Annotated in this window: 16 protein-coding genes; 4 read left to right on the top strand and 12 right to left on the bottom strand. The window is 70.3% G+C overall.

Features of this window, described 5'->3' with window-relative positions:
• Window positions 1–68 precede the first annotated feature (68 nt).
• The gene (locus DEA06_RS09145) at window positions 69–746 is read right to left on the bottom strand and encodes a YitT family protein (protein WP_116647689.1); all 678 of its coding nucleotides are present in this window, start codon (window positions 744–746) and stop codon (window positions 69–71) included.
• Between the two features lie 151 nt (window positions 747–897).
• On the opposite strand from DEA06_RS09145, the gene DEA06_RS09140 reads away from it, so the two are divergent.
• Window positions 898–1,305 (top strand): transferase, encoded by a 408-nt coding sequence (locus tag DEA06_RS09140; RefSeq protein ID WP_116647934.1) that lies wholly within the window; start codon window positions 898–900, stop codon window positions 1,303–1,305.
• A 17-nt stretch (window positions 1,306–1,322) separates the two neighbouring features.
• Here the strand turns inward: DEA06_RS09140 and DEA06_RS09135 are convergent, their stop codons facing one another.
• On the bottom strand, window positions 1,323–1,721 hold the full coding sequence (locus DEA06_RS09135) for a DUF1304 domain-containing protein (RefSeq protein WP_116647688.1): 399 nt from the start codon (window positions 1,719–1,721) through the stop codon (window positions 1,323–1,325).
• Between the two features lie 33 nt (window positions 1,722–1,754).
• On the opposite strand from DEA06_RS09135, the gene DEA06_RS09130 reads away from it, so the two are divergent.
• Together DEA06_RS09130 and DEA06_RS09125 are read left to right on the top strand one after the other, a co-directional pair.
• Window positions 1,755–2,489 carry a LysR family substrate-binding domain-containing protein gene (locus DEA06_RS09130; RefSeq protein WP_116647687.1) on the top strand — a complete coding sequence of 245 codons (735 nt, stop codon included), beginning with the start codon at window positions 1,755–1,757 and terminating at the stop codon, window positions 2,487–2,489.
• 60 nt (window positions 2,490–2,549) lie between these two features.
• Window positions 2,550–3,284 (top strand): GMP synthase, encoded by a 735-nt coding sequence (locus DEA06_RS09125; RefSeq protein WP_240606887.1) that lies wholly within the window; start codon window positions 2,550–2,552, stop codon window positions 3,282–3,284.
• Window positions 3,285–3,290: 6 nt separating this feature from the next.
• Here the strand turns inward: DEA06_RS09125 and DEA06_RS09120 are convergent, their stop codons facing one another.
• The 10 genes from DEA06_RS09120 to DEA06_RS09075 all read right to left on the bottom strand — a co-directional run bounded on the left by DEA06_RS09120 (window position 3,291) and on the right by DEA06_RS09075 (window position 17,809).
• Window positions 3,291–4,106: a tryptophan-rich sensory protein gene (locus DEA06_RS09120; RefSeq protein WP_116647686.1), complete on the bottom strand. Its 816-nt coding sequence runs from the start codon at window positions 4,104–4,106 to the stop codon at window positions 3,291–3,293.
• A 63-nt stretch (window positions 4,107–4,169) separates the two neighbouring features.
• Window positions 4,170–5,213 carry a 2-oxoglutarate and iron-dependent oxygenase domain-containing protein gene (locus DEA06_RS09115; RefSeq protein ID WP_116647685.1) on the bottom strand — a complete coding sequence of 348 codons (1,044 nt, stop codon included), beginning with the start codon at window positions 5,211–5,213 and terminating at the stop codon, window positions 4,170–4,172.
• Window positions 5,214–5,351: 138 nt separating this feature from the next.
• Window positions 5,352–7,088 carry a malto-oligosyltrehalose trehalohydrolase gene (treZ, locus tag DEA06_RS09110; RefSeq protein WP_116647684.1) on the bottom strand — a complete coding sequence of 579 codons (1,737 nt, stop codon included), beginning with the start codon at window positions 7,086–7,088 and terminating at the stop codon, window positions 5,352–5,354.
• Entirely contained in the window at window positions 7,085–9,520 is a 2,436-nt protein-coding gene (treY, locus tag DEA06_RS09105) for a malto-oligosyltrehalose synthase (RefSeq protein ID WP_116647683.1), read from the bottom strand. Before treY ends, treZ begins: the two co-directional genes overlap by 4 nt.
• 3 nt (window positions 9,521–9,523) lie before the next feature.
• Window positions 9,524–11,737, bottom strand: coding sequence for a glycogen debranching protein GlgX (gene glgX, locus DEA06_RS09100; RefSeq protein WP_240606886.1), 2,214 nt, complete (start codon window positions 11,735–11,737; stop codon window positions 9,524–9,526).
• A gap of 80 nt (window positions 11,738–11,817) precedes the next feature.
• The gene (locus DEA06_RS09095; protein ID WP_116647681.1) at window positions 11,818–12,294 is read right to left on the bottom strand and encodes a glutaminase; all 477 of its coding nucleotides are present in this window, start codon (window positions 12,292–12,294) and stop codon (window positions 11,818–11,820) included.
• Complete coding sequence (locus DEA06_RS09090) at window positions 12,291–13,553, bottom strand: cation:proton antiporter (protein ID WP_116647680.1); 1,263 nt, start codon at window positions 13,551–13,553, stop codon at window positions 12,291–12,293. Before DEA06_RS09090 ends, DEA06_RS09095 begins: the two co-directional genes overlap by 4 nt.
• Before the next feature lie 9 nt (window positions 13,554–13,562).
• On the bottom strand, window positions 13,563–14,453 hold the full coding sequence (locus DEA06_RS09085; RefSeq protein WP_240606885.1) for a transposase: 891 nt from the start codon (window positions 14,451–14,453) through the stop codon (window positions 13,563–13,565).
• Between the two features lie 39 nt (window positions 14,454–14,492).
• The gene (locus DEA06_RS09080; RefSeq protein ID WP_116647931.1) at window positions 14,493–15,167 is read right to left on the bottom strand and encodes a GTP pyrophosphokinase family protein; all 675 of its coding nucleotides are present in this window, start codon (window positions 15,165–15,167) and stop codon (window positions 14,493–14,495) included.
• Between the two features lie 131 nt (window positions 15,168–15,298).
• Window positions 15,299–17,809: an MMPL family transporter gene (locus DEA06_RS09075; protein ID WP_116647679.1), complete on the bottom strand. Its 2,511-nt coding sequence runs from the start codon at window positions 17,807–17,809 to the stop codon at window positions 15,299–15,301.
• A 108-nt stretch (window positions 17,810–17,917) separates the two neighbouring features.
• On the opposite strand from DEA06_RS09075, the gene DEA06_RS09070 reads away from it, so the two are divergent.
• The gene (locus tag DEA06_RS09070; protein ID WP_116647678.1) at window positions 17,918–18,490 is read left to right on the top strand and encodes a TetR/AcrR family transcriptional regulator; all 573 of its coding nucleotides are present in this window, start codon (window positions 17,918–17,920) and stop codon (window positions 18,488–18,490) included.
• Window positions 18,491–18,526: the final 36 nt, after the last annotated feature.

The raw sequence follows: 18,526 nt of genomic DNA, 5'->3' as shown, positions 1-18,526 counted from the left end.
GTCGAACCCACCGAATGCGACAGGGGAAGGCGCGAGCGTGGGGGAACGCGGGGGGGGCGCGGCGGGGGTCAGTGCCCGATGTACCGGCCGGGCCTGTGGTTCATCGCGAGCACGAGGTTCAGCACCACTGCGCCGCCGGCGCTGAGGAGCACGACCTCCCAGGGCAGCAGCGCGAACGACACCGCGATGATCGCCACGTCGAACACCATCTGCGTCCATCCGGCGCGGAACCCGGTCTTGTCCTGCACGATCAGCGCGATGATGTTGATCCCGCCGAGGCTGGCGCGATGGCGGAACAGGATCAGCAGGCCCACGCCCGCGAAGAGGTTCCCGGCGAGCACCCCGAAGACCGGCTCGACCCGATCGATCGGGAGCATCGCCGCATCCAGCACGGTGAAGCCCGAGACCAGGGCGATCGAGACCACGGTGCGGATCGTGAAGCTCAGCCCCTTCTTCCACAGCGCGAGCGCGGCGAAGGGGAGATTGACCAGCGCGTAGACGAGCCAGAACGGCAGCGGTGAGGCGTAGGTCACGAGGAGGGCGAGGCCTGCCGTACCTCCGGTGACCGCGTCGCTCGATGCGAGCAGGTACAAGCCGAAGGCCGCCGTGAACGTGCCGGTGAGGAGTCCGAGGACGTCTTCAGGGATGCTGTGGGCCGTCGCGCGGTCGTCGAAGACGAGCGTCGGGGTGGTCGAGGGCGGATCGGCATCGGGCGCGTCGTCGGGGGTGGTGTCGGCAGCGTTCATCACGGTCTCCGGGTAGGAGCCTCCATCGTCTCATCTCGACGTCGAGACATCCGGCGCGGTCGCGGCTCCGAAGAGAACATGCGGGGGAATGAATATCGAGAAGGTGCCGTTGCAATCACTGTCGGCACCGACGGTGCCGCCGGAGGGGATCGTGGGTAAAAACTACATCGACATCGAGAACGACCGTGGTGAGACGCTGCGCTACCGCAAGCACACCAACGGCCGAGGACTCATCGCGAACGGCGCCAAGGTGCACCCGACCGCGGTGGTCGAAGCGGGCGCGTACGTCGAACCGGGCGTGCAGATCGCCGCGGGCGCCGAAGTCGGGCGCGGCGCGTGGATCGAGAGCGACGCGGTGATCGGGCCGGAGGCTCGCATCGCCCCGCACGCACACATCGGTTCGGGCGCGGCCATCGGCGCGAAGGCGAAGATCGGCGTACGTGCGCACGTCGGCACGAACGCGCGCGTCGCGGTGGGCTCGCTCATCCGCGACGACGAGAACATCGCCGACGGCGACGCCGTGGCCACCGACCCGCGCGGGCTGCACCTCGCCGCCTGACGGCGAGGTCATCCGGATCAGGCGAGCAGGAAGAAGACGAACCCGATCAGCGGGAGCGTCCCCTGTGTGAGTGCGGGTACGAGGTTTTTCCGACCCGACGTCAGCAGCACGAGCGATGCGGCGACCATCGAGCCGAGGCTGAACAGCACCAGGGTGCGTCCGGCGACGTCCGCCACGGTGCCTGAGCCGTCCACCCAGAACAGCACGATGCCGATCGTGGCGCCGATCGCCAGGAACAGGTTGTAGAACCCCTGGTTGTAGGCCATCGGCTTCGTCGTGTCGGCGTCCTCCTGGCTCGCGACACCGAAACGCTGCCACACGCGAGGGCGCTGCCACTGCACGCTCTCGAGCAGGAAGATGTAGACGTGCAGGAGCGCGGCGAGCGCTGCGAACACGGTTGCGACGATGGCGACCATGGTCGAACCATAGCGCCCCGCTACGCTGTCGTCATGGCAGGCAACGGTGGGTCGCGCCGCCGTCCGGCTCCCCGGAGGGCCGCGTCCGGGGTGAAGAGGGCCCCCGGCGCGAAGAAGACCGTCGCGGCGAAGAAGAAGCCGCCCGCGCCGGGACCGGTTTCTCAGGCAGACGAGGCCCCGCGCACCTTCACCCTCGGCCTCGTCCCCGGGACGACGCCGGGGAAGTGGATCTCGGCGTGGCGGGAACGGATGCCCCGGGTCGAGCTCGCCCTCCTCCCCCTCGCTGTGGCTGATCAGCACGACGCCCTTCGCGAGCACCGCGTCGACGCCGCCCTGGTGCGCCTCCCGCTCGATGACGATGACCTCCACATCGTGCGGCTGTACGACGAGGTTCCGGTCGCGATCGTGCCGGCCGACTCGCACCTCACCGCGGCGGACGAGCTCGCGCTGGCCGACCTCGCCGGAGAGATCGTCATCGTGCCGGGCGACGACGTGCTCTCCGCCTCGGTGCCCGGAGCGCTCGCACCCACCTTCGCGCCCCCGGCCGTGACCGAGCAGGCCGTGGAGACGGTGGCCGCCGGCGTCGGGGTCGTGCTCGTTCCGATGTCATTGGCGCGCCTGCACGCACGCAAAGACGTCGCCGCCCGGCCCGTGCGCGACGCACCGGTCTCCACCGTCGCCCTCGCGTGGCCTCGCGAAGCGACCACCGCCGACGTGGATGCCTTCGTCGGCATCGTCCGTGGTCGGACGGCGAACTCCTCACGGTGACCGTTTCGCCGCATGACAAGCCCGGTCATCGACGCGCAGCATCCGCTTTAGACTTCCCGGGTGCCCGCCCCGCTGCTCTATGTCTCGGCCCGGCCGCAGCGTGATGCGGCCGATGCCGAGTACGCGTCGTTCCTCTCGGGCATGCGGCTGGGCCCCGACGCCCTGGCTCGCCACGACCTCGTGCGCGAGGCGCTGCCGGCCGATGCCTTCGAGCGGTTCAGCGGCTTCGTCGTCGGCGGCAGCCCATTCAACGTCACCGACCCCGCGTCGTCGAAGTCCGAGGCGCAGTTGCGGCTTGAATCCGACCTCGAGAAGATCGCCGCGGCTGCCGTCGAGTCGCGCACGGCGGCGCTGTTCACCTGCTACGGCATCGGCGTCGTCACGCGTCTGCTCGGAGGCTCCGTGACCCGCGAACACCCGGAGCCCACCGGCGCCACCACGATCGAACTCACCGCCGACGGCCGCACCGATGCGCTGCTGGGCGACCTGGCTCTGCGGTTCGCCGCTCTCACCGCGCACAAGGAGGGAGCCGCCGATGTGCCCCCGGGCGCCGTGCTCCTGGCGACGAACGATGGGTGCCCCGTGCAGGCCTATCGCGTCGGCGAGCGCCTCTACGCGACGCAGTTCCACCCCGAATCGACTCCCCTCGCGTTCACCGAGCGGATGGCCGTCTACCGCGACGGCGGCTACTTCCCCGCGAAGGACTACGACGCCATCGCGGCACGCGTGCTGCGGGTGTCCGTCACCGAACCGCCGCGCCTGCTCGAGGCGTTCGCCGATCGCTTCGCCGCCTGAGGCGGCTCAGTCGGTCGTCGGGCGGATCAGTCGCAGACCAGCGACGACCAGCGGCACGATCACCACGATCGCCGCGACGATCATGGCGGTCACCCCGATGACGGTGCTCGCCGGCTCGCCCCCCAGGCGGCCGATCCCGAGCCAGAACACTCCCCAGCCGATCGCGCAGGTCGGCGTCACACGCCACCTGCTCGCGAAGGCGATACCGAGCCCGATGGCCCCGACGACGATCAGCACGACGACGCCGAGAACATCGGCGGCCGTCGCCCACGACTCCGGCCCCGACTGGGTGAGCAGCGCCGCCGTGTTCGCGACGGTCGCCACCGTCACCCACCCGAGGTGCAGCCCGGTGACTCCGTCGAGGAGGATGGCGTCGATCGCTCCGTCGCCGCGGCTGCGAGTGAGCACCGCCCGCCGGAAGGTGACGGCCAACGCCACCAGCAGCGCGACGATCGCGACGACCGTCAGTGGCAGCGTCGCGTACTGGGCGACGACGAGCCAGACGCCGTTCAGCACCGCGGTGACGGCCACGAGCCACCCCAGGGCGCGCTGCCGGTCGTTCGTCCGCTGGCCGGGCAGCGCCTGCCAGATCGCGTAGGCGATCAGACCGATGTAGATGACCGACCATATCGAGAACGCGCTCGACGCCGGAGCCAGGTACGACGCATCCGAATCGAGCGCACCGCCCTGCAGATCCTGCACCGCGGTTCCGCCGAACAGGCCCACGCCGACCATCGCGGCGATGAGCATGAACGTGACGGCGGAGATCACCGCGATCTGTCGTACGAGGTCGGCGGACTGACGGGTCGTCACGGTGCTCATGAAGAGAACACTAGATAATCTAGCGACTTTTCGGCAACAGGTTGACAGCCCGCCGACCTCGGCTCAGCGCCGGCTGGCGAGCACGCGCGCCGATTCGCGCTCCGCGGCGGCGTTGCTCACGCCCGCCCGAGAACCGGCGAGCTTGGCGGCGATGTGGTCTCCCACGGTGACGGGGTCGTACAGGTCGGGATGCTGCGCATCGATGCACGACGGAAGCGTCTCGATCAGAGCGTCCCTGTCGCCGTCGTGGAAGAACACCACCGACCGGCGCTGCTCGATCGTGCCGTCGATCACGGGCGGCTTCACCCGGTGCAGCGTCGACATCCACCGCTCGTTCGTCCAGCGCGCCGTGACGTCGCCCAGGTTGATGAGCAGGGCGCCGTCTGCCGGCGCCACGTCGTTCCAGGATCCGTCCGATCCGAGCACCTGCAGTCCGCGCACGCGATCCGCCCACAGGATCGTGACGATCCCGTAGTCGGTGTGCTCCCCCATCCCGACGAGGTCGCCGTCCAGGGTGACGTCGGTTCCGGGCGGCAGCGCGTAGTTGTTCATGCGCATCACGTCGAGGGAATGGCCCGTGCGCGCGGCGAAGAAGTCGGCGGGCAGGTCCAACGCGTCGGCGAAGATGCGCGTCATGACTCGCGCGACCCGAGCGGCCTCGGCGAAGTACATCGAGACCCCCGCCTCGAAGCCGTCGACGGCGGGCCAGACGTTGTCGGCGTAGTCGGGCTGCGGGAGGCCGGGCGAGTCGGGGTAGCTCTCCTGCGTGGCCCCGACGTTGAAGGCCTCGAAGAAGTCGTTCATGCGGTTGGCCGACTCGACCCCCAGCGAGAGGCTGAGCGATTCGGACTTCGGCGGGCTGTATCCGCGGTTGATCTGCGGCGGCGTGCGGTACCGCTTCTTCTCCTCGAGGTCGAGCGCGAAGAACGCGTCGATCGCCCCGGTCAACCCGTCGATCACGGCCTCGGGGATGCCGTGGCCGGTGATCTGGATGAATCCGACCGTGCGGCACGCGTCGTCGATACGGCGCGCCACCTCGGATCGGGCCTCGGGGGAACCGTCGCCGACGTACGGCGCGATGTCGACGAGTGGGACGTGGAAGGTCATGGCAACTCCTCTGTCGGAGGCCGCCGGTCGGCGGCCGGGTCAGGCAGCCGCTTCACGCTTTCCCCACCCGGACGGGTGCTCTGCTTTCATGAGCGTCGCGCTCACCGTACCCGGTGCGCGTTTCACCCGCGTTACGCCTCAGAGCGCGGGTCCGACGACCACCGCCGTCTCGGCCGGGAGGGTGACGCGCCCGCCGTCGAGCGACACCGCAGCATCCGTGGCGAGGAGCACGACGACGTCGGAGTCGACGTCGAAGACCGCGGGCTCGGCCGACAGGTTGGCGAGCACGGCGACGGCACCCGACCACAGGCCGTACACCCGGCCGCCGGGCGCCTCGGTCGCTCCGGCCGCCCGGTCGGCGAACGTCGGATCGGTGAGCTCCGGAAGCTCCCGGCGCAGGTGCGCGAGGTCGCGGTAGAGCTGCAGCAGGCGGGCGTGATCGCCGTCGGACGCCTCGCTCCAGTCGAGCTTCGATCGCTCGAATGTCGCGGGATCCTGCGGGTCGGGAACCGTCGCCGGGTCCCACCCCATCTTCGCGAACTCCTCGATGCGCCCCTTGGCCGTCGCCTCGCCGAGCTCGGGCTCGGGGTGCGAGGTGAAGAACTGCCACGGGGTGGTGGCCCCCCACTCCTCGCCCATGAACAGCATCGGCGTACCGGGCGCGGTGAGCGTCAGCACGGCGGTGACCGCGAGGCGTCCGTACGACAGGGTCTGCGAGAGCCGGTCGCCGGCTGCACGGTTGCCGATCTGATCGTGGTCCTGGGCGAACGTCACCAGGCGCCACGTCGGTACGGCATCGGGGATCGGGAAGCCGTGGTCTTCGCCGCGGAACGACGAGAACGTGCCGTTGTGGAAGAACCCCTCGGTCGTGACCTTGCCGAACGCGCCGAGGTCGGCGAAGTCTTCGTAGTAGCCGACCGTCTCGCCGCTGACGGCGACATGCACGGCGTGGTGCCAGTCGTCTGACCACTGCGCCGTGAGGCCGTAGCCGCCCGCTTCGCGCGGGAGGATCAGCGTCGGGTCGTTGAGGTCCGACTCGGCGATGAGGGTGAGCGGGCGTTGGAGGTGGGCCGAGAGGGCGTCGGATGCTTCGGCGAGCTCCTGCAGGATGTGCACGGGGCGCTCGTCGTGGAGGGCGTGCACGGCGTCGAGGCGCAGACCGTCGACGTGGTAGTCGCGCAGCCACATCAGCGCGTTGTCGACGATGTAGTCGCGGACAGCGTCCTCGTCGAGGTTCACCGAGTCGCCCCAGGTGTTGCGGCTTCCCTCGCGGAGGTACGGACCGTACTCGGGGAGGTAGTTCCCGCTCGGACCCAGGTGGTTGTAGACGACGTCCTGGATCACGGCGAGGCCCGCCGCGTGCGCGGCGTCGACGAACCGCTGGTAGGCCGCGGGCCCGCCATAGGCCTCATGCACCGTGTACCAGAGCACCCCGTCGTAGCCCCAGTTCCAGACGCCGTTGAAACCGTTCACCGGCAGCAGCTCGATGTGGGTGACACCGAGCTCGACGAGGTGGTCGAGCTTGCCGACCGCAGCATCCAGGGTGCCCTCCGGCGTGAAGGTGCCCAGGTGCAGTTCGTAGATCACGCCGCCCGCGAGCGGGCGCCCGGTCCACGCGGAGTCCTGCCATTCGTGCGCCGACGGGTCGAAGAAGGCGGATACGTCGTGCACCCCGCGCGGCTGGCGACGCGATCGGGGATCGGGGCGCAGATCGTCGGACTCGTCGAGCACGAACCCGTACTCCTCGCCGTCGGCGAGCGCGATGTCGGCGCTCCACCAGCCGCCGTCACGCACGGCGAGGTCGAGATCGGGCTGCTGACCGGGGCGGCGCAGCCGGACGCGTCGCGCCTTCGGCGCCCAGACGTCGATCGTCATGATTCTTCCTCCGAGACGAGCAGGGCAACGGGGTAGGTCGAGAGGAGGTCGGCGACGAGGATCTCCGATCCCTCGTACCGCCGACCGGTGAAGACGTCGACGGAGGTGCCGGGGCGGCGCAGGAGCACCGTGTCGCCCCATCCACCGCGCTCCTGGAGACCGACCGGCAGGCGCGTGGCGATGGCGAGCGCTCCGCCGCGGTCGAACGCGATCGCGTGCGCGGCGGCCTCGCCGACCACCGTGGCCGGCAGATACGCCGAGAACAGCTCGGGGCGGTCGCGCCGTGCGCGCAGGGCCCGCGAGGTGACGAGCACCTTGGCCTCACCCGTCGCGTCGACCGGAGGGACGTCGCCGCGGGCGAACCCGGCGTCGATGGCCGCGAGCGTCGCCGACCGCGCGGCGAAATCGACCGGACGGCGGTTGTCGGGGTCGACGAGCGACTGCTCCCACGACTCCGATCCTTGGTACACGTCGGGGACGCCGGGGCCGGCCAGCTGCAGCAGCTTCTGCGACAGCGCGTTGGTCCAGCCGAACGGCTCGATCTCGGCGACGAAGGCCGCCACGCGTGCCGCGGCGGCGCCGGTGGCGGCATCGACGAGAGCGTGCATGCGCTTCTCGAACGCCTCGTCGGGCTCCCACCACCCCGTGGCGTCCGCGGCCTCGCGCGCGGCCTTCTCGGCGTAGGCGTGGAGGCGCTCGGCGAAGTCCTCGGGGAGCGGGGCCGAGGCCGTGGGCCACGCGCCGACGATCGCCTGCCAGAGGAGGGTGTCGAACGGCCCGTGACCGGTGGAGGCGACCCCGCGGAACTCTTCGAGCGCGGCTTCCCACCGATCGGGCATCTCGGCGAGCACGGTGAGGCGGGCGCGCACGTCTTCGCCGCGCTTCGTGTCGTGTGTCGACAGCGCCGTCATGGCGCGGGGCCACGATGCCTGACGCGCCGCCTGCGCGACGTGGAAGTCGGCGACGGGGAGGGCGAACTCCGACGGATCCCCGCCGACCTCGGTGAGGGCACCGAGCCGGTTGTAGCGGTAGAACGCCGTGTCTTCCACGCCCTTGGCCATCACGGGCCCGGTGGTCTGCTGGAACCGTCGCGACACCTCGTGCGCGGGGTCGGCGAGCACGGGCACGAGCGCGGCTATCGCGTCGAAGAGCTCGGGACGACGATCGGATGCTTCCACCGCCGCGCGATCGAGCTCCTCCCGGCCCGCGGGGAGGTAGGAGCGATAGACCGGGAAGCACACGAGCAGTTCGGCGAGCGCATCGTGCAGCACCTCGTCGGTGAAGTCAGAGGCGACATCGGGCGCGGCCGGGCGGAGGCCTCGGACGAGCCGACGGATCTCGGCGATCTGAATCGTCTCGGCGATCATCCGCTTGGTGTCGTGGATGAGGTCGTGCCAGTCCTGGGCGGGGAGCGTTCCGGTTTCGGTGCGCAGCCGCACGTCGAGGGCGTCGAGGGGCGCCTCGCCGTCGGGGTCGACGAGCACACGGCCGAACTCGGCCAGCGCGTCGTACCCGGTCGTGCCATCGGTCTCCCACCACGACGGAAGCAGCTCGCCGCGCTCGAGGATCTTCTCGATCAGCACGTACGACCCGCGACCCGTGGATCGCAGCGCCGCGCCGAGCTGCTCGAGGTAGCCACCCGGATCGAGCAGCCCGTCGGGGTGATCGACGCGCAGACCGTCGGCGAGTCCCTCGGAGATCCAGCGCAGGATCTCGGCGTGGGTGTCGGCGAACACCTCGGGGATCTCGACCCGCACACCGGCGAGCGTCGTCACGGCGAAGAAGCGGCGGTAGTTGAGCTCGGCCGCTTCGTCCTTCCAGAAGCGCAGCTCGTAGTGCTGACGGTCGTGCACGGTGCGGGCGTCGACGTCACCGGAGGCGCGCTCGACCTCTGTCACCGAACCCGGGGCCAGCGGGAACACGTGGTCGAAGTAGCGGAGCACTCCGTCGGGCGCATCGGGGGCGGGTTCGAGGTCGACGCTCAGCTCGCCCGCCGCGGTGACCTCGTCGAGCGACGCGCCGAGAACGGGCACGCGCACGCGCCCGTCGCCGAACTCCCAGTCGATGTCGAACGCGTCGGCGCGGGTGGAGGCCCGGCCCTGACGCAGCACGTCCCACCACCACGGGTTCTCTCGCGGTTCGGCGACCCCCATGTGGTTCGGCACGATGTCGATCAGGATGCCGAGGCCGTCGGCGCGGGCCGCGGCCGCGAAGCGGTCGAGACCCTCAGCGCCTCCGCGGTCGGGATCGATCCGGGTGACGTCGACGACGTCGTAGCCGTGGTCGGAACCCGGCGTCGCCCTCAGGATCGGCGACAGGTACGCCCACGAGACCCCCAGATCGCGGAGGTAGCCGGTGACGGCGGCCGCAGCATCCAGATCGAAACCCTTGCGGATCTGCAGACGGTAGGTCGACAGCGGATGCGCGGCCACCGGTCAGAGCTCCGACTTCGGCGCTTTGCCGGGCAGGTCGTCGGGGCCCGAGCTCGCGGCATTGGCCGTGAGCGACGCCGCCACCGAGTGATCGACCTCGGGGTCGGGCAGATCGTGCTCGCACAGCACCATGATCGACTTGGCGGCGATCGGCAGGATCGACCCGGGCTCGATCGGGTCGGTGTTCGCCCGCTCACCCGCGGTGTCGACCATGACGTCCCACTCGGGGCTGTACTTCACGTCGGGCACCTGGAAGTCGACGGACTCGTCACCGGCGTTGAAAAGCACGATGAAGTGCCGGTCGGTGATCTGCTCGCCGCGTCGGTCGCGCTCGCGGATGCCGCGGCCGTTGAGGAAGACACCGATCGCCCGTCCGAAGCCGGAGTCCCAGTCGTCGGGCTCCATCACCGAACCGTCGGGACGCAGCCACACCACATCGGGTACGGGAGCGCCCTCCTCCATCTTCACCGGGCGGCCGTCGAAGAACCGACTGCGACGGAAGATCGGGTGCTCCTTGCGCAACCGCGCGAGAGCGGCGGTGAACTCGATGAGCGGGTGATCGGCGGTAGACCAGTCGACCCACGTGATCTCGTTGTCCTGCGCGTAGCCGTTGTTGTTGCCCCCCTGGGTGCGGCCGAGCTCGTCGCCGTGCAGCAGCATCGGCACGCCCTGCGAGAGCATGAGCGTGGCGATGAAGTTGCGCTGCTGACGGGCGCGCATGGTCAGGACGTCGGGATCGTCGGTCGGACCTTCCACGCCGAGGTTGTTCGAGCGGTTGTGCGATTCCCCGTCGTTGTTGTCCTCACCGTTGGCCTCGTTGTGCTTCTCGTTGTACGACACGAGGTCGCGGATCGTGAAGCCGTCGTGCGCCGTGACGAAGTTGATGGAGGCGACCGGACGCCGACCGGAGTGCTCGTACAGGTCGGCCGAGCCGGTCAGGCGCGACGCGAACTCGCCGAGGGCCTGGGGCTCGCCGCGCCAGAAGTCGCGGACCGTGTCGCGGTACTTTCCGTTCCACTCCGTCCACTGGGGCGGGAAGTTGCCGACCTGGTAGCCGCCGGGGCCGATGTCCCAGGGCTCGGCGATGAGCTTGACCTGCGAGACCACCGGGTCCTGCTGCACGAGCTCGAAGAACGCCGACAGCCGGTCGACCTCGTAGAACTCGCGAGCGAGAGTGGAGGCGAGGTCGAAGCGGAAACCGTCGACGTGCATGTCGAGCACCCAGTAGCGCAGGGAGTCCATGATCAGCTGCAGCGTGTGGGGGTTGCCCACGTTCATGCTGTTGCCGGTGCCGGTGTAGTCGGTGTAGTAGCGCTTGTCGTCGTCTTCGAGACGGTAGTAGGCCTCGTTGTCGATGCCGCGCATCGACAACATCGGGCCCATGTGGTTGCCCTCGGCGGTGTGGTTGTAGACCACGTCGAGGATGACCTCGATGTTCGCCTCATGGAGGGCGCGCACCATGCCCTTGAACTCCTGCACCTGCTGCCCGTGGTGGCCCGCGGAGGCGTAGCTGTTCTGCGGCGCGAAGAACGCGATGGTGTTGTAGCCCCAATAGTTCGACAGCCCCTTCTCCTGAAGGGTCGAGTCGTTGACGAACTGATGCACCGGCATGAGTTCGATGGCCGTGACGCCGAGCTTGGTGAGGTGGTCGATCACGGCGGGGTGGGCGATGCCGCTGTAGGTGCCGCGGAGTTCTTCGGGCACGAGGTCGTAGAGCTGAGTGAGGCCCTTCACATGCGCCTCGTAGATGAACGACTCGGCGTACGGCGTCTTCGGCTGGCGGTCGCCCGACCAGTCGAAGAACGGGTTGATGACGACGCCCTTCATCATGTCGGCGGCCGAATCCTCGTCGTTGCGCGAGTCGGGATCGCCGAAGTTGTAGGAGAAGACCGACTGGCCCCAGCGGATGTCGCCGTCGACGGCCTTCGCGTACGGGTCGAGCAGCAGCTTGTTCGGGTTGAACCGCTGGCCGTTCGCCGGGTCGTACGGGCCGTGCACGCGATAGCCGTAGTGCTGCCCGGGCTGCACGTTCGGCAGGTAGGCATGCCAGACGTACGCATCCACGTCTACGAGTTCGATGCGGGTCTCATGCCCCCGCTCGCCGAAGAGGCAGAGCTCTACGCGTTCCGCCCCTTCGCTGAACAGGGCGAAGTTCGTCCCGTTGCCGTCAAAGGTCGCTCCAAGGGGATAACTGGATCCCGGCCATACCTGCTGCACGTGGCTAAAGATAGCCGAGGGATGCGACCCTGCCACTGCCGGGGCGGGCCGTTGACGGGACGGGGGTCGTCGAGTAGGCATCAGGCGCGCTCGGGCGGATGCTGCAGCAGCTCGATGCGTTCGTGGAGGTAGCGCTCGAGCGGCATGAGGCCGCCGGTCGCGCTCCAGCGCACCATCGGCTGCCCGTCGACGACGGCGACGGGTGAACTCGCAGCATCCAGGTCGTCGACATCGATGAGGCGCCAGCCGACGTGCACGGTGCTCCCCTCGCCGAAACCACCGCGGAACGCCGCGGCGGCGAGCGCCGCGCGCTCGCGTTGCGACTCGGCCGTGTACCCGCGGCGGGCCTCCTCCCGGGCCCGCACGATCTGACCGGTCGCGGCGAGCTGCTCGTCGGCGAGGAGCAGCACGCCGAGGTGCCACACCTCCCCCGCCGGCACGATGCGCGGGGCGCGGGCGATGCCGAGGATCGGCCGCGGGGCCTTCAGCTCACCGAGGGCCTCCTTCGGCGCACCGTCGAGACGGCGGCGAGCGGCATGCAGGATGTCGGCGATCACCGGCCGCCCTCCTCATCGGCGTCGTCGGCGCGGCGGGTGCGCGTGGCGGGACGGACGGCGAGCACGACGGGGTCGAAGGCCGGCTTCGTCACGACCGATCGGTCTCCGCGGATCGCCATGCCGAGGAAGGGGTAGAGCAGAACCGACAGCATCGCGGCTCCCACGAGAGCTGCGGCCGTACCCGCATCCAGGGTCCCGTCGGCCACGCCGATGCCGGTGACGGCGACCACGATGGGAAGGGCCGTGGCCCCCAGCATCCCGAGCGCGACACGATCACGCTGCGAGGAGCCGGCGGGCGCGACGAACGAGGCCGGGATGCCCCTCACGACGAGGAGGGCGACGAGGAACAGCGGGACCAGGGCGATCGTGCGCGGCGAGGACACCATCGCCTGCAGGTCGAAGGTGATGCCGGTGTACAGGAAGAAGACCGGCACCAGGAATCCGAAGGCCACGGCCTCCACCTTGCTGTCGACCGCCTCGCGCAACGGCGGACGGGCGTTGCGCATGACGAGTTTCCACAGGACGCCTGCGACGAAGGCGCCGAGGAGCATGTCGAGCTGCAGCGCGATACTCAGCGCGACGAGCGCGCCGACGATGAGGAAGACGATCCGCACGGCCATCTGCCCCGATGTGTGGAGGGTGGCGTTCACGAGACGGTGGATGCGTCCGTGCTCGAAGCGCGCGGCGACGAAGACCGCCCCCGCCGCGATGACGACGAAGACGCCCAGCACGATCGACGCGGCGCCGACGTCGCGCGTGCCGAGGAAGAGCGAGATCGCGACGAGCGGACCGAACTCTCCCACGGCCCCCACCGCGGTGACCGCGCGCCCCCAGGGAGTGCCGAGCTCCCCGGCATCGCGGAGGATCGGCATGAGCGCGCCGAGCGCGGTCGACGCCAGTGCGATCCCGATGAAGACGGCGGGTTCGCCGGGCGCGACGAGCCACCCGACACCGAGGCCCGCCGCCAGGCTCAGCACCCATCCCGCACCGGCGCGTGCCCCCGACCGTCCGCGGAGGGCGGCGAAGTCGATCTCGTTCCCGGCCATGAAGAAGAGCATGGCGAGGCCGAACGACGCGAAGATGCCCACGATGTCGGAGGGCGCGATCCACCCGAGCACGCTCGGTCCGACGATGATGCCGAGGGCCAGTTCGAACACGACGATGGGTACGCGCACCCATCGGCCGAGACCCCGTGCGGCGAGCGGGGCGAGCACCGCGAGCAGCGGGAGGAGGAAGAATCCCGCGTCGAGGAGCGCCATGGGCACACCTTAGCGAGGGCGCGAGCGCCGGACACGTGTTCCGTCCGCGTCGGGAACGGCCGCCGCCGCCCGCTCGGCCTCCTTCGCGGCCTTCTTCGAGCGCTCCAGGAGCCGGGCGTGCTCTTCGTCGATGCGGGCGACCTCCTCGTCGGCGGCCCGTGCGTCCTCGGTCATCCGCGCCAGTTCGCCGCGCAGATCCTCCACGCGCTCGTGCAGGCGGTCGGCTCGCTCGCGCCGCTTCGCCCGGCGCTCCTGCGCCCGCGCGAGCTCGCGGTCGGCGTCGGCGGCGGCGCGCTGCGCCTCTCGCGCGGCAGCCTCCGCGGCCTTGCGCCGCCGGCGCTCGGCGAGGTCGTCGCGCGAGCGCGCCGGAGCCGCGGGCGCGAGGCCCGGCACCGATCCTGCGACCAGGTCGTCGGGCGGCGACGCCCCGCCGAACCCGTTCGCCTCCAGGGTGCGCACGAGCCGGCCCGTCAGCACGACGGCCGCGGCGGCAGCATCCACCACCGCTGCGTTCACCGTCTTCTCCACGTCATCGCGCGCGGCCGGGCTGAGGGTCGTCCCGGCGTCGCCGGCGAGCTCGGCCGCGCGCCGGGCGAGCCCTGCGACGAGCGCCCGCCGCTGCTTCCCGAGGCGGGCGAGTTCTGCGGCGTCGAGGTCGTCCTGTGCCTCGCGCAGCGCCTGCGAGAGCTCGACCGCCTGCCCCAGCTGGCCGTCGCGGACGAGGAGGTTCACCGCCCACGCGGCGACCGTGGGCTTGCGCAGGGCCTTGATCTGCGCGGCCAGCGGGCCGGTGGCAGCGGCCGCCCGCGCGTTGCGCGCGGAGGTGAACTCGCCGGGCGTGACGGCGTAGAGGTCGTCGGCGACCGCGTCGACGTCGCCGGGCGCGGCGGTACTCACCATGCCCCCCATTGTGCGCCCACCCGGCCCGGGCCGGCCGGGTCAGATCGAGACGACCCCGGGTGCGCCGCCGCGGATCTCACGATGCAGCCGCTCCATGCGCTGGTCGAGCTCGGCGGCCGTGTCGGCAGCATCCTTGAGTCCGGCGAGCAGTTCGTCGGGCACGAGGCGGTCGTACTTGTAGTAGATCTTGTGCTCGAGGCTCGCCCAGAAATCCATCGCGATCGTGCGGAACTGCACCTCCACCGGAACGTCGACGCGGCCCGTCGACAGGAAGACCGGCACCGTGACGATCGCGTGCAGGCTCTTGTATCCGTTGGGTTTGGGCTCTGCGATGTAGTCCTTGACGCTGATGACCGTGATGTCGTCCTGCTGCGTGAGGAGATCGAACAACCGGTAGGCGTCGGTGGTGAAGCTGCACGTGATGCGCACGCCGGCGATGTCGGTGATCGACGCGCGGATGCTCTCGAAATCGGCGTCGACGCCCTTTCGCCGCACCTTCTCCGCCAGGCTGTCGGGCGACTTCACGCGGCCCGAGACGTGCTCGATCGGGTTGTAGTCGTGCACCTCCTCGAACTCCTCGCGGAGGATCGAGATCTTCGTCTCGATCTCCTGGAGTCCGAAGCGGTACTCCATGAGGAAGCGCTGGAACTCGTCGCGCATCGCGCGCAGAGCCGTGGCCGAGACGGTGATCTGCTGCTCGTCGCGCTCGGGCATGGTCTCCACGGTATCGATGAGGGCTACGAGGGGGCTGTGAGATGCGTCCACCGCCGAGGGTGCCCGTTTCGGCCATTCGTGCCCGAAAACGGCGGCACCCTCGGCGGAAACGGGCACTCTCGGCGCGCAGGTCAGTGGTGCACGGGGTGGCGGCGCTCCAGCGCCGAGCCCTCGACGTCGACGTTCGGGGTGATCCTGTCGAGCCAGCGGGGCAGCCACCACGCCGAGCGGCCGAGCAGGTGCATGAGCGCGGGCATCAGCAGCATCCGCACGATGAAGGCGTCGAACAGGACGCCGAGTGCGAGGCCGAAGCCGATCGACTTGATCATCACCGACTCGCTCGTGATGAAGCCGCCGAACACCGCGATCATGATCAACGCCGCGGCGATCACGACGGTGCGCCCGGCACGGAACCCCTGGGCGACCGCGAGCCTCGCGGGTGCACCGTGGGCGTACGCCTCCCGCATGCCGGTGGCGAGGAAGAGTTGGTAGTCCATCGCCAGCCCGAAGAGAATGCCGACGAGGATCACCGGCAGGAAGCTCAGGATCGGCCCGGGGTTGTGCACTCCGAGGAGCGAACCGAACCAGCCCCACTGGAACACGGCGGTGACCGCCCCATACGTCGCGAACAGCGAGAGCACGAAGCCCGCCGTCGCGATGAGCGGCACGAGGAGCGAACGGAACACCATCACCATGATGAGGAACGACAGGCCGACCACGACGACGAGGTAGACCGGCAGCGCGTCGGCGAGTCCCTCGGAGATGTCGATGTTGATAGCCGCCTGACCCGTGACGCCGAGGGTGATGTCGCCGCCGATCGGGGGCAGTTCGCGAAGGTCGCGTACGAGCGTCTCCGTCGAGACGCTGCTCGGGCCTTCGGCGGGCACGACCTGGAAGACGCCGAGGCCGTTGTCGTCCGACACGGCCACCGGGGCGACCGCGACGACGTCGGTCTGTGCGCCGAGCTCGCGCGCGACACTCAGCTGAGCGTCGAGCACCTGGTCGGCGTCGAGTCCGTCGGGGAAGGTCGCGACCACGAGCAGCGGTCCGTTCACGCCCTCGCCGAAGGCGTCCTGCGTGAGCGTGTAGGCGCGGTACGCGGTGGAGTCCTCGGCCTCCGAGCCGCCATCGGGAAGACCGAGGCGCATCGACAGCGCGGGGATCGCGACGACCAGGAGCACGACGACGGCGACGACGGAGGTCACGACCGCCCGCAGGGTCGACATCGGGCGCACGCGGGTGTGGGTGGTCTCGGCCTCACCGGCGTCGGATGCTGCGGCGGCGGCGGCAGCGCGGGCCCGCGCACGGCGGCCCAGCACACGGGTTCCGGCGAGGCTCAGGAGCGCGGGGGTGAGCGAGACCGCGATGAGAACGGCGATCGCGACGCTGAGCGCGCCAGCCGTCCCCATGAGTCCGAGGAAGGGGACCCCCGTGATGTTGAGCGCCAGGAGCGCCACGATGACGGTCGTGCCGGCGAACACGACGGCGTTGCCGGCGGTGCCGTTGGCGAGGCCGATGGACTCGTCGACGCGGGCCCCCTGCAGCAGCTGCTTGCGGTGGCGGTAGAGGATGAACAGCGAGTAGTCGATGCCGACCGCGAGGCCGAGCATCACCCCGAGGATCGGGGTGACCGAGGCCATCTGCACGACGCCGGAGAACGCCAGCGTCGCCATCGCGCCGATCGCCACGCCCACGATCGCAGTGACGAGCGGGAAGGCGGCCGCCAGGAGCGAGCCCAGCACGACGACGAGCACGATCGCCGCGATCGCGACGCCGACGACCTCGCCGACGCCGAGGATCTCCGGCACGCCCTGCGAGATGTCGGTCGAGAAGGCGACCTCGACCCCGTCGATGGGCGCGGACGCGAAGTGGTCGACCACAGCATCCTTCGACTCCTGGGAGAGCTCGAGCCGGGGTTCGGTGAACGAGACGTTCACGAGCGCCGTGGCGCCGTCGGCCGACAACACGCCGATGCCGTCGGCGAGAGAGAGCAGCTCCGCGCCGCGCTGGAGCGCGGCCTCGTTCTCATCGATCGTGGCGAGCCCGTCGGTCAACTGCTGCTGCTGGGCGTCGAGCTGCGCACGCTGCGCGTCGAGCGCCGCCTGCTGCGCGTCGATCTCGGTCGTGGGGAACCCGGCCGCTTCGGCCTGCGCCCTCGCCGCGTCGAGCTGGGCCTGGCCGGCCTCGAGCTGGGCGCGGCCGGCGTCGAGCTGGGTTTGACCGTTCTCGGCTTGCGCGCGGGCGTCGTCGATCTGCGCCTGACCGTCGGTGACCTGGGCGGCCTGGTCGGCGAGCTGCTGCGCGGCGGCGAACGGATCGATGACGTCGGCGACGTCGGGGAGGTCTCTGGCCGACTCGGCGAGCGCCGTGATCTCGGCGCGCTGCGCGTCGGTGAACGCCGACCCGTCGGCGGCGTGGAAGACGACCTGGCCGGAGGCGCCGCTGAAGCCGGGGAGCTCGTCCTGGAGCTGCGTGATGACGTCTCCCGATGCGGTGCCGGGGATGTCGAAGCTCGAACTGAGGCCCTTGTATCCGATGAGGAATCCGCCCCCGGCGATCCCGAGGATCACGATCCACGCGACGATCACCGTCCACGCGCGGCGCGCGGCAAAGGTTCCCAGACGGTGCAGCAGCTCGGCCATTGTCATCCTCTAGATCCGCGGGGCAGACCCCACGGAGGAGGCGCCTCGACTCCGATAAGCGTGGCTAAGATAACACGGACCGTCTCGTCTTCAGTGAGAGGAGCCCGTATGCCCCTTCCCCGCAGCGGACCCGTGCGCAGCGAAGCCGCGCGCCTGTCGATCCTCGAGGCGACCGCCGCCCTCATCGCCGAGCGCGGCTACGACCACCTCACGATGGAGGGCATCGCCGCTCGCGCGGGTGTCGGCAAGCAGACGATCTACCGCTGGTGGCCCTCGAAGGGCGCCGTGACGGCGGAATGCCTCCTCGAGGGGATGCTCGCTCCCGGGCGATTCCAGCTGCCGCACACCGGTGACGTCCGACGCGACCTCGCGAGCTGGCTGGGAGAGATCTTCGGCTATCTCGGCAGCGAGCAGGGCGAGAGCATCCTGCGCTCGCTGATCGGCGCCGCCGCCGAGAACGCCGACGTCGGTCGACGTCTTCGCGACGCGCTCTTCCGCGCCGACTCGCTCTCGGCGCGCCTCACGGCGGCGATCGGCACGACCTCGAACCTGCCACCCGACGCCCCCGTCGAAGAGCTCGCCGAGGCGCTCATCGGTGCGGTACTGCTGCGCGCCCTGAGCCGCGAGCCGGTCGCCCCCGGCGACGCCGAGCGCCTCCTTGACGCGGTGCTCGGGCGCTGAGCCTCAGCGCGCCGTCGCCGAGAGTGCCCGTTCCTG

The organism is Microbacterium sp. Gd 4-13 (genome assembly GCF_003095395.1).
Classification (GTDB): Bacteria; Actinomycetota; Actinomycetes; order Actinomycetales; family Microbacteriaceae; genus Microbacterium.
This window is presented reverse-complemented; position numbering and strand designations above follow the sequence as displayed.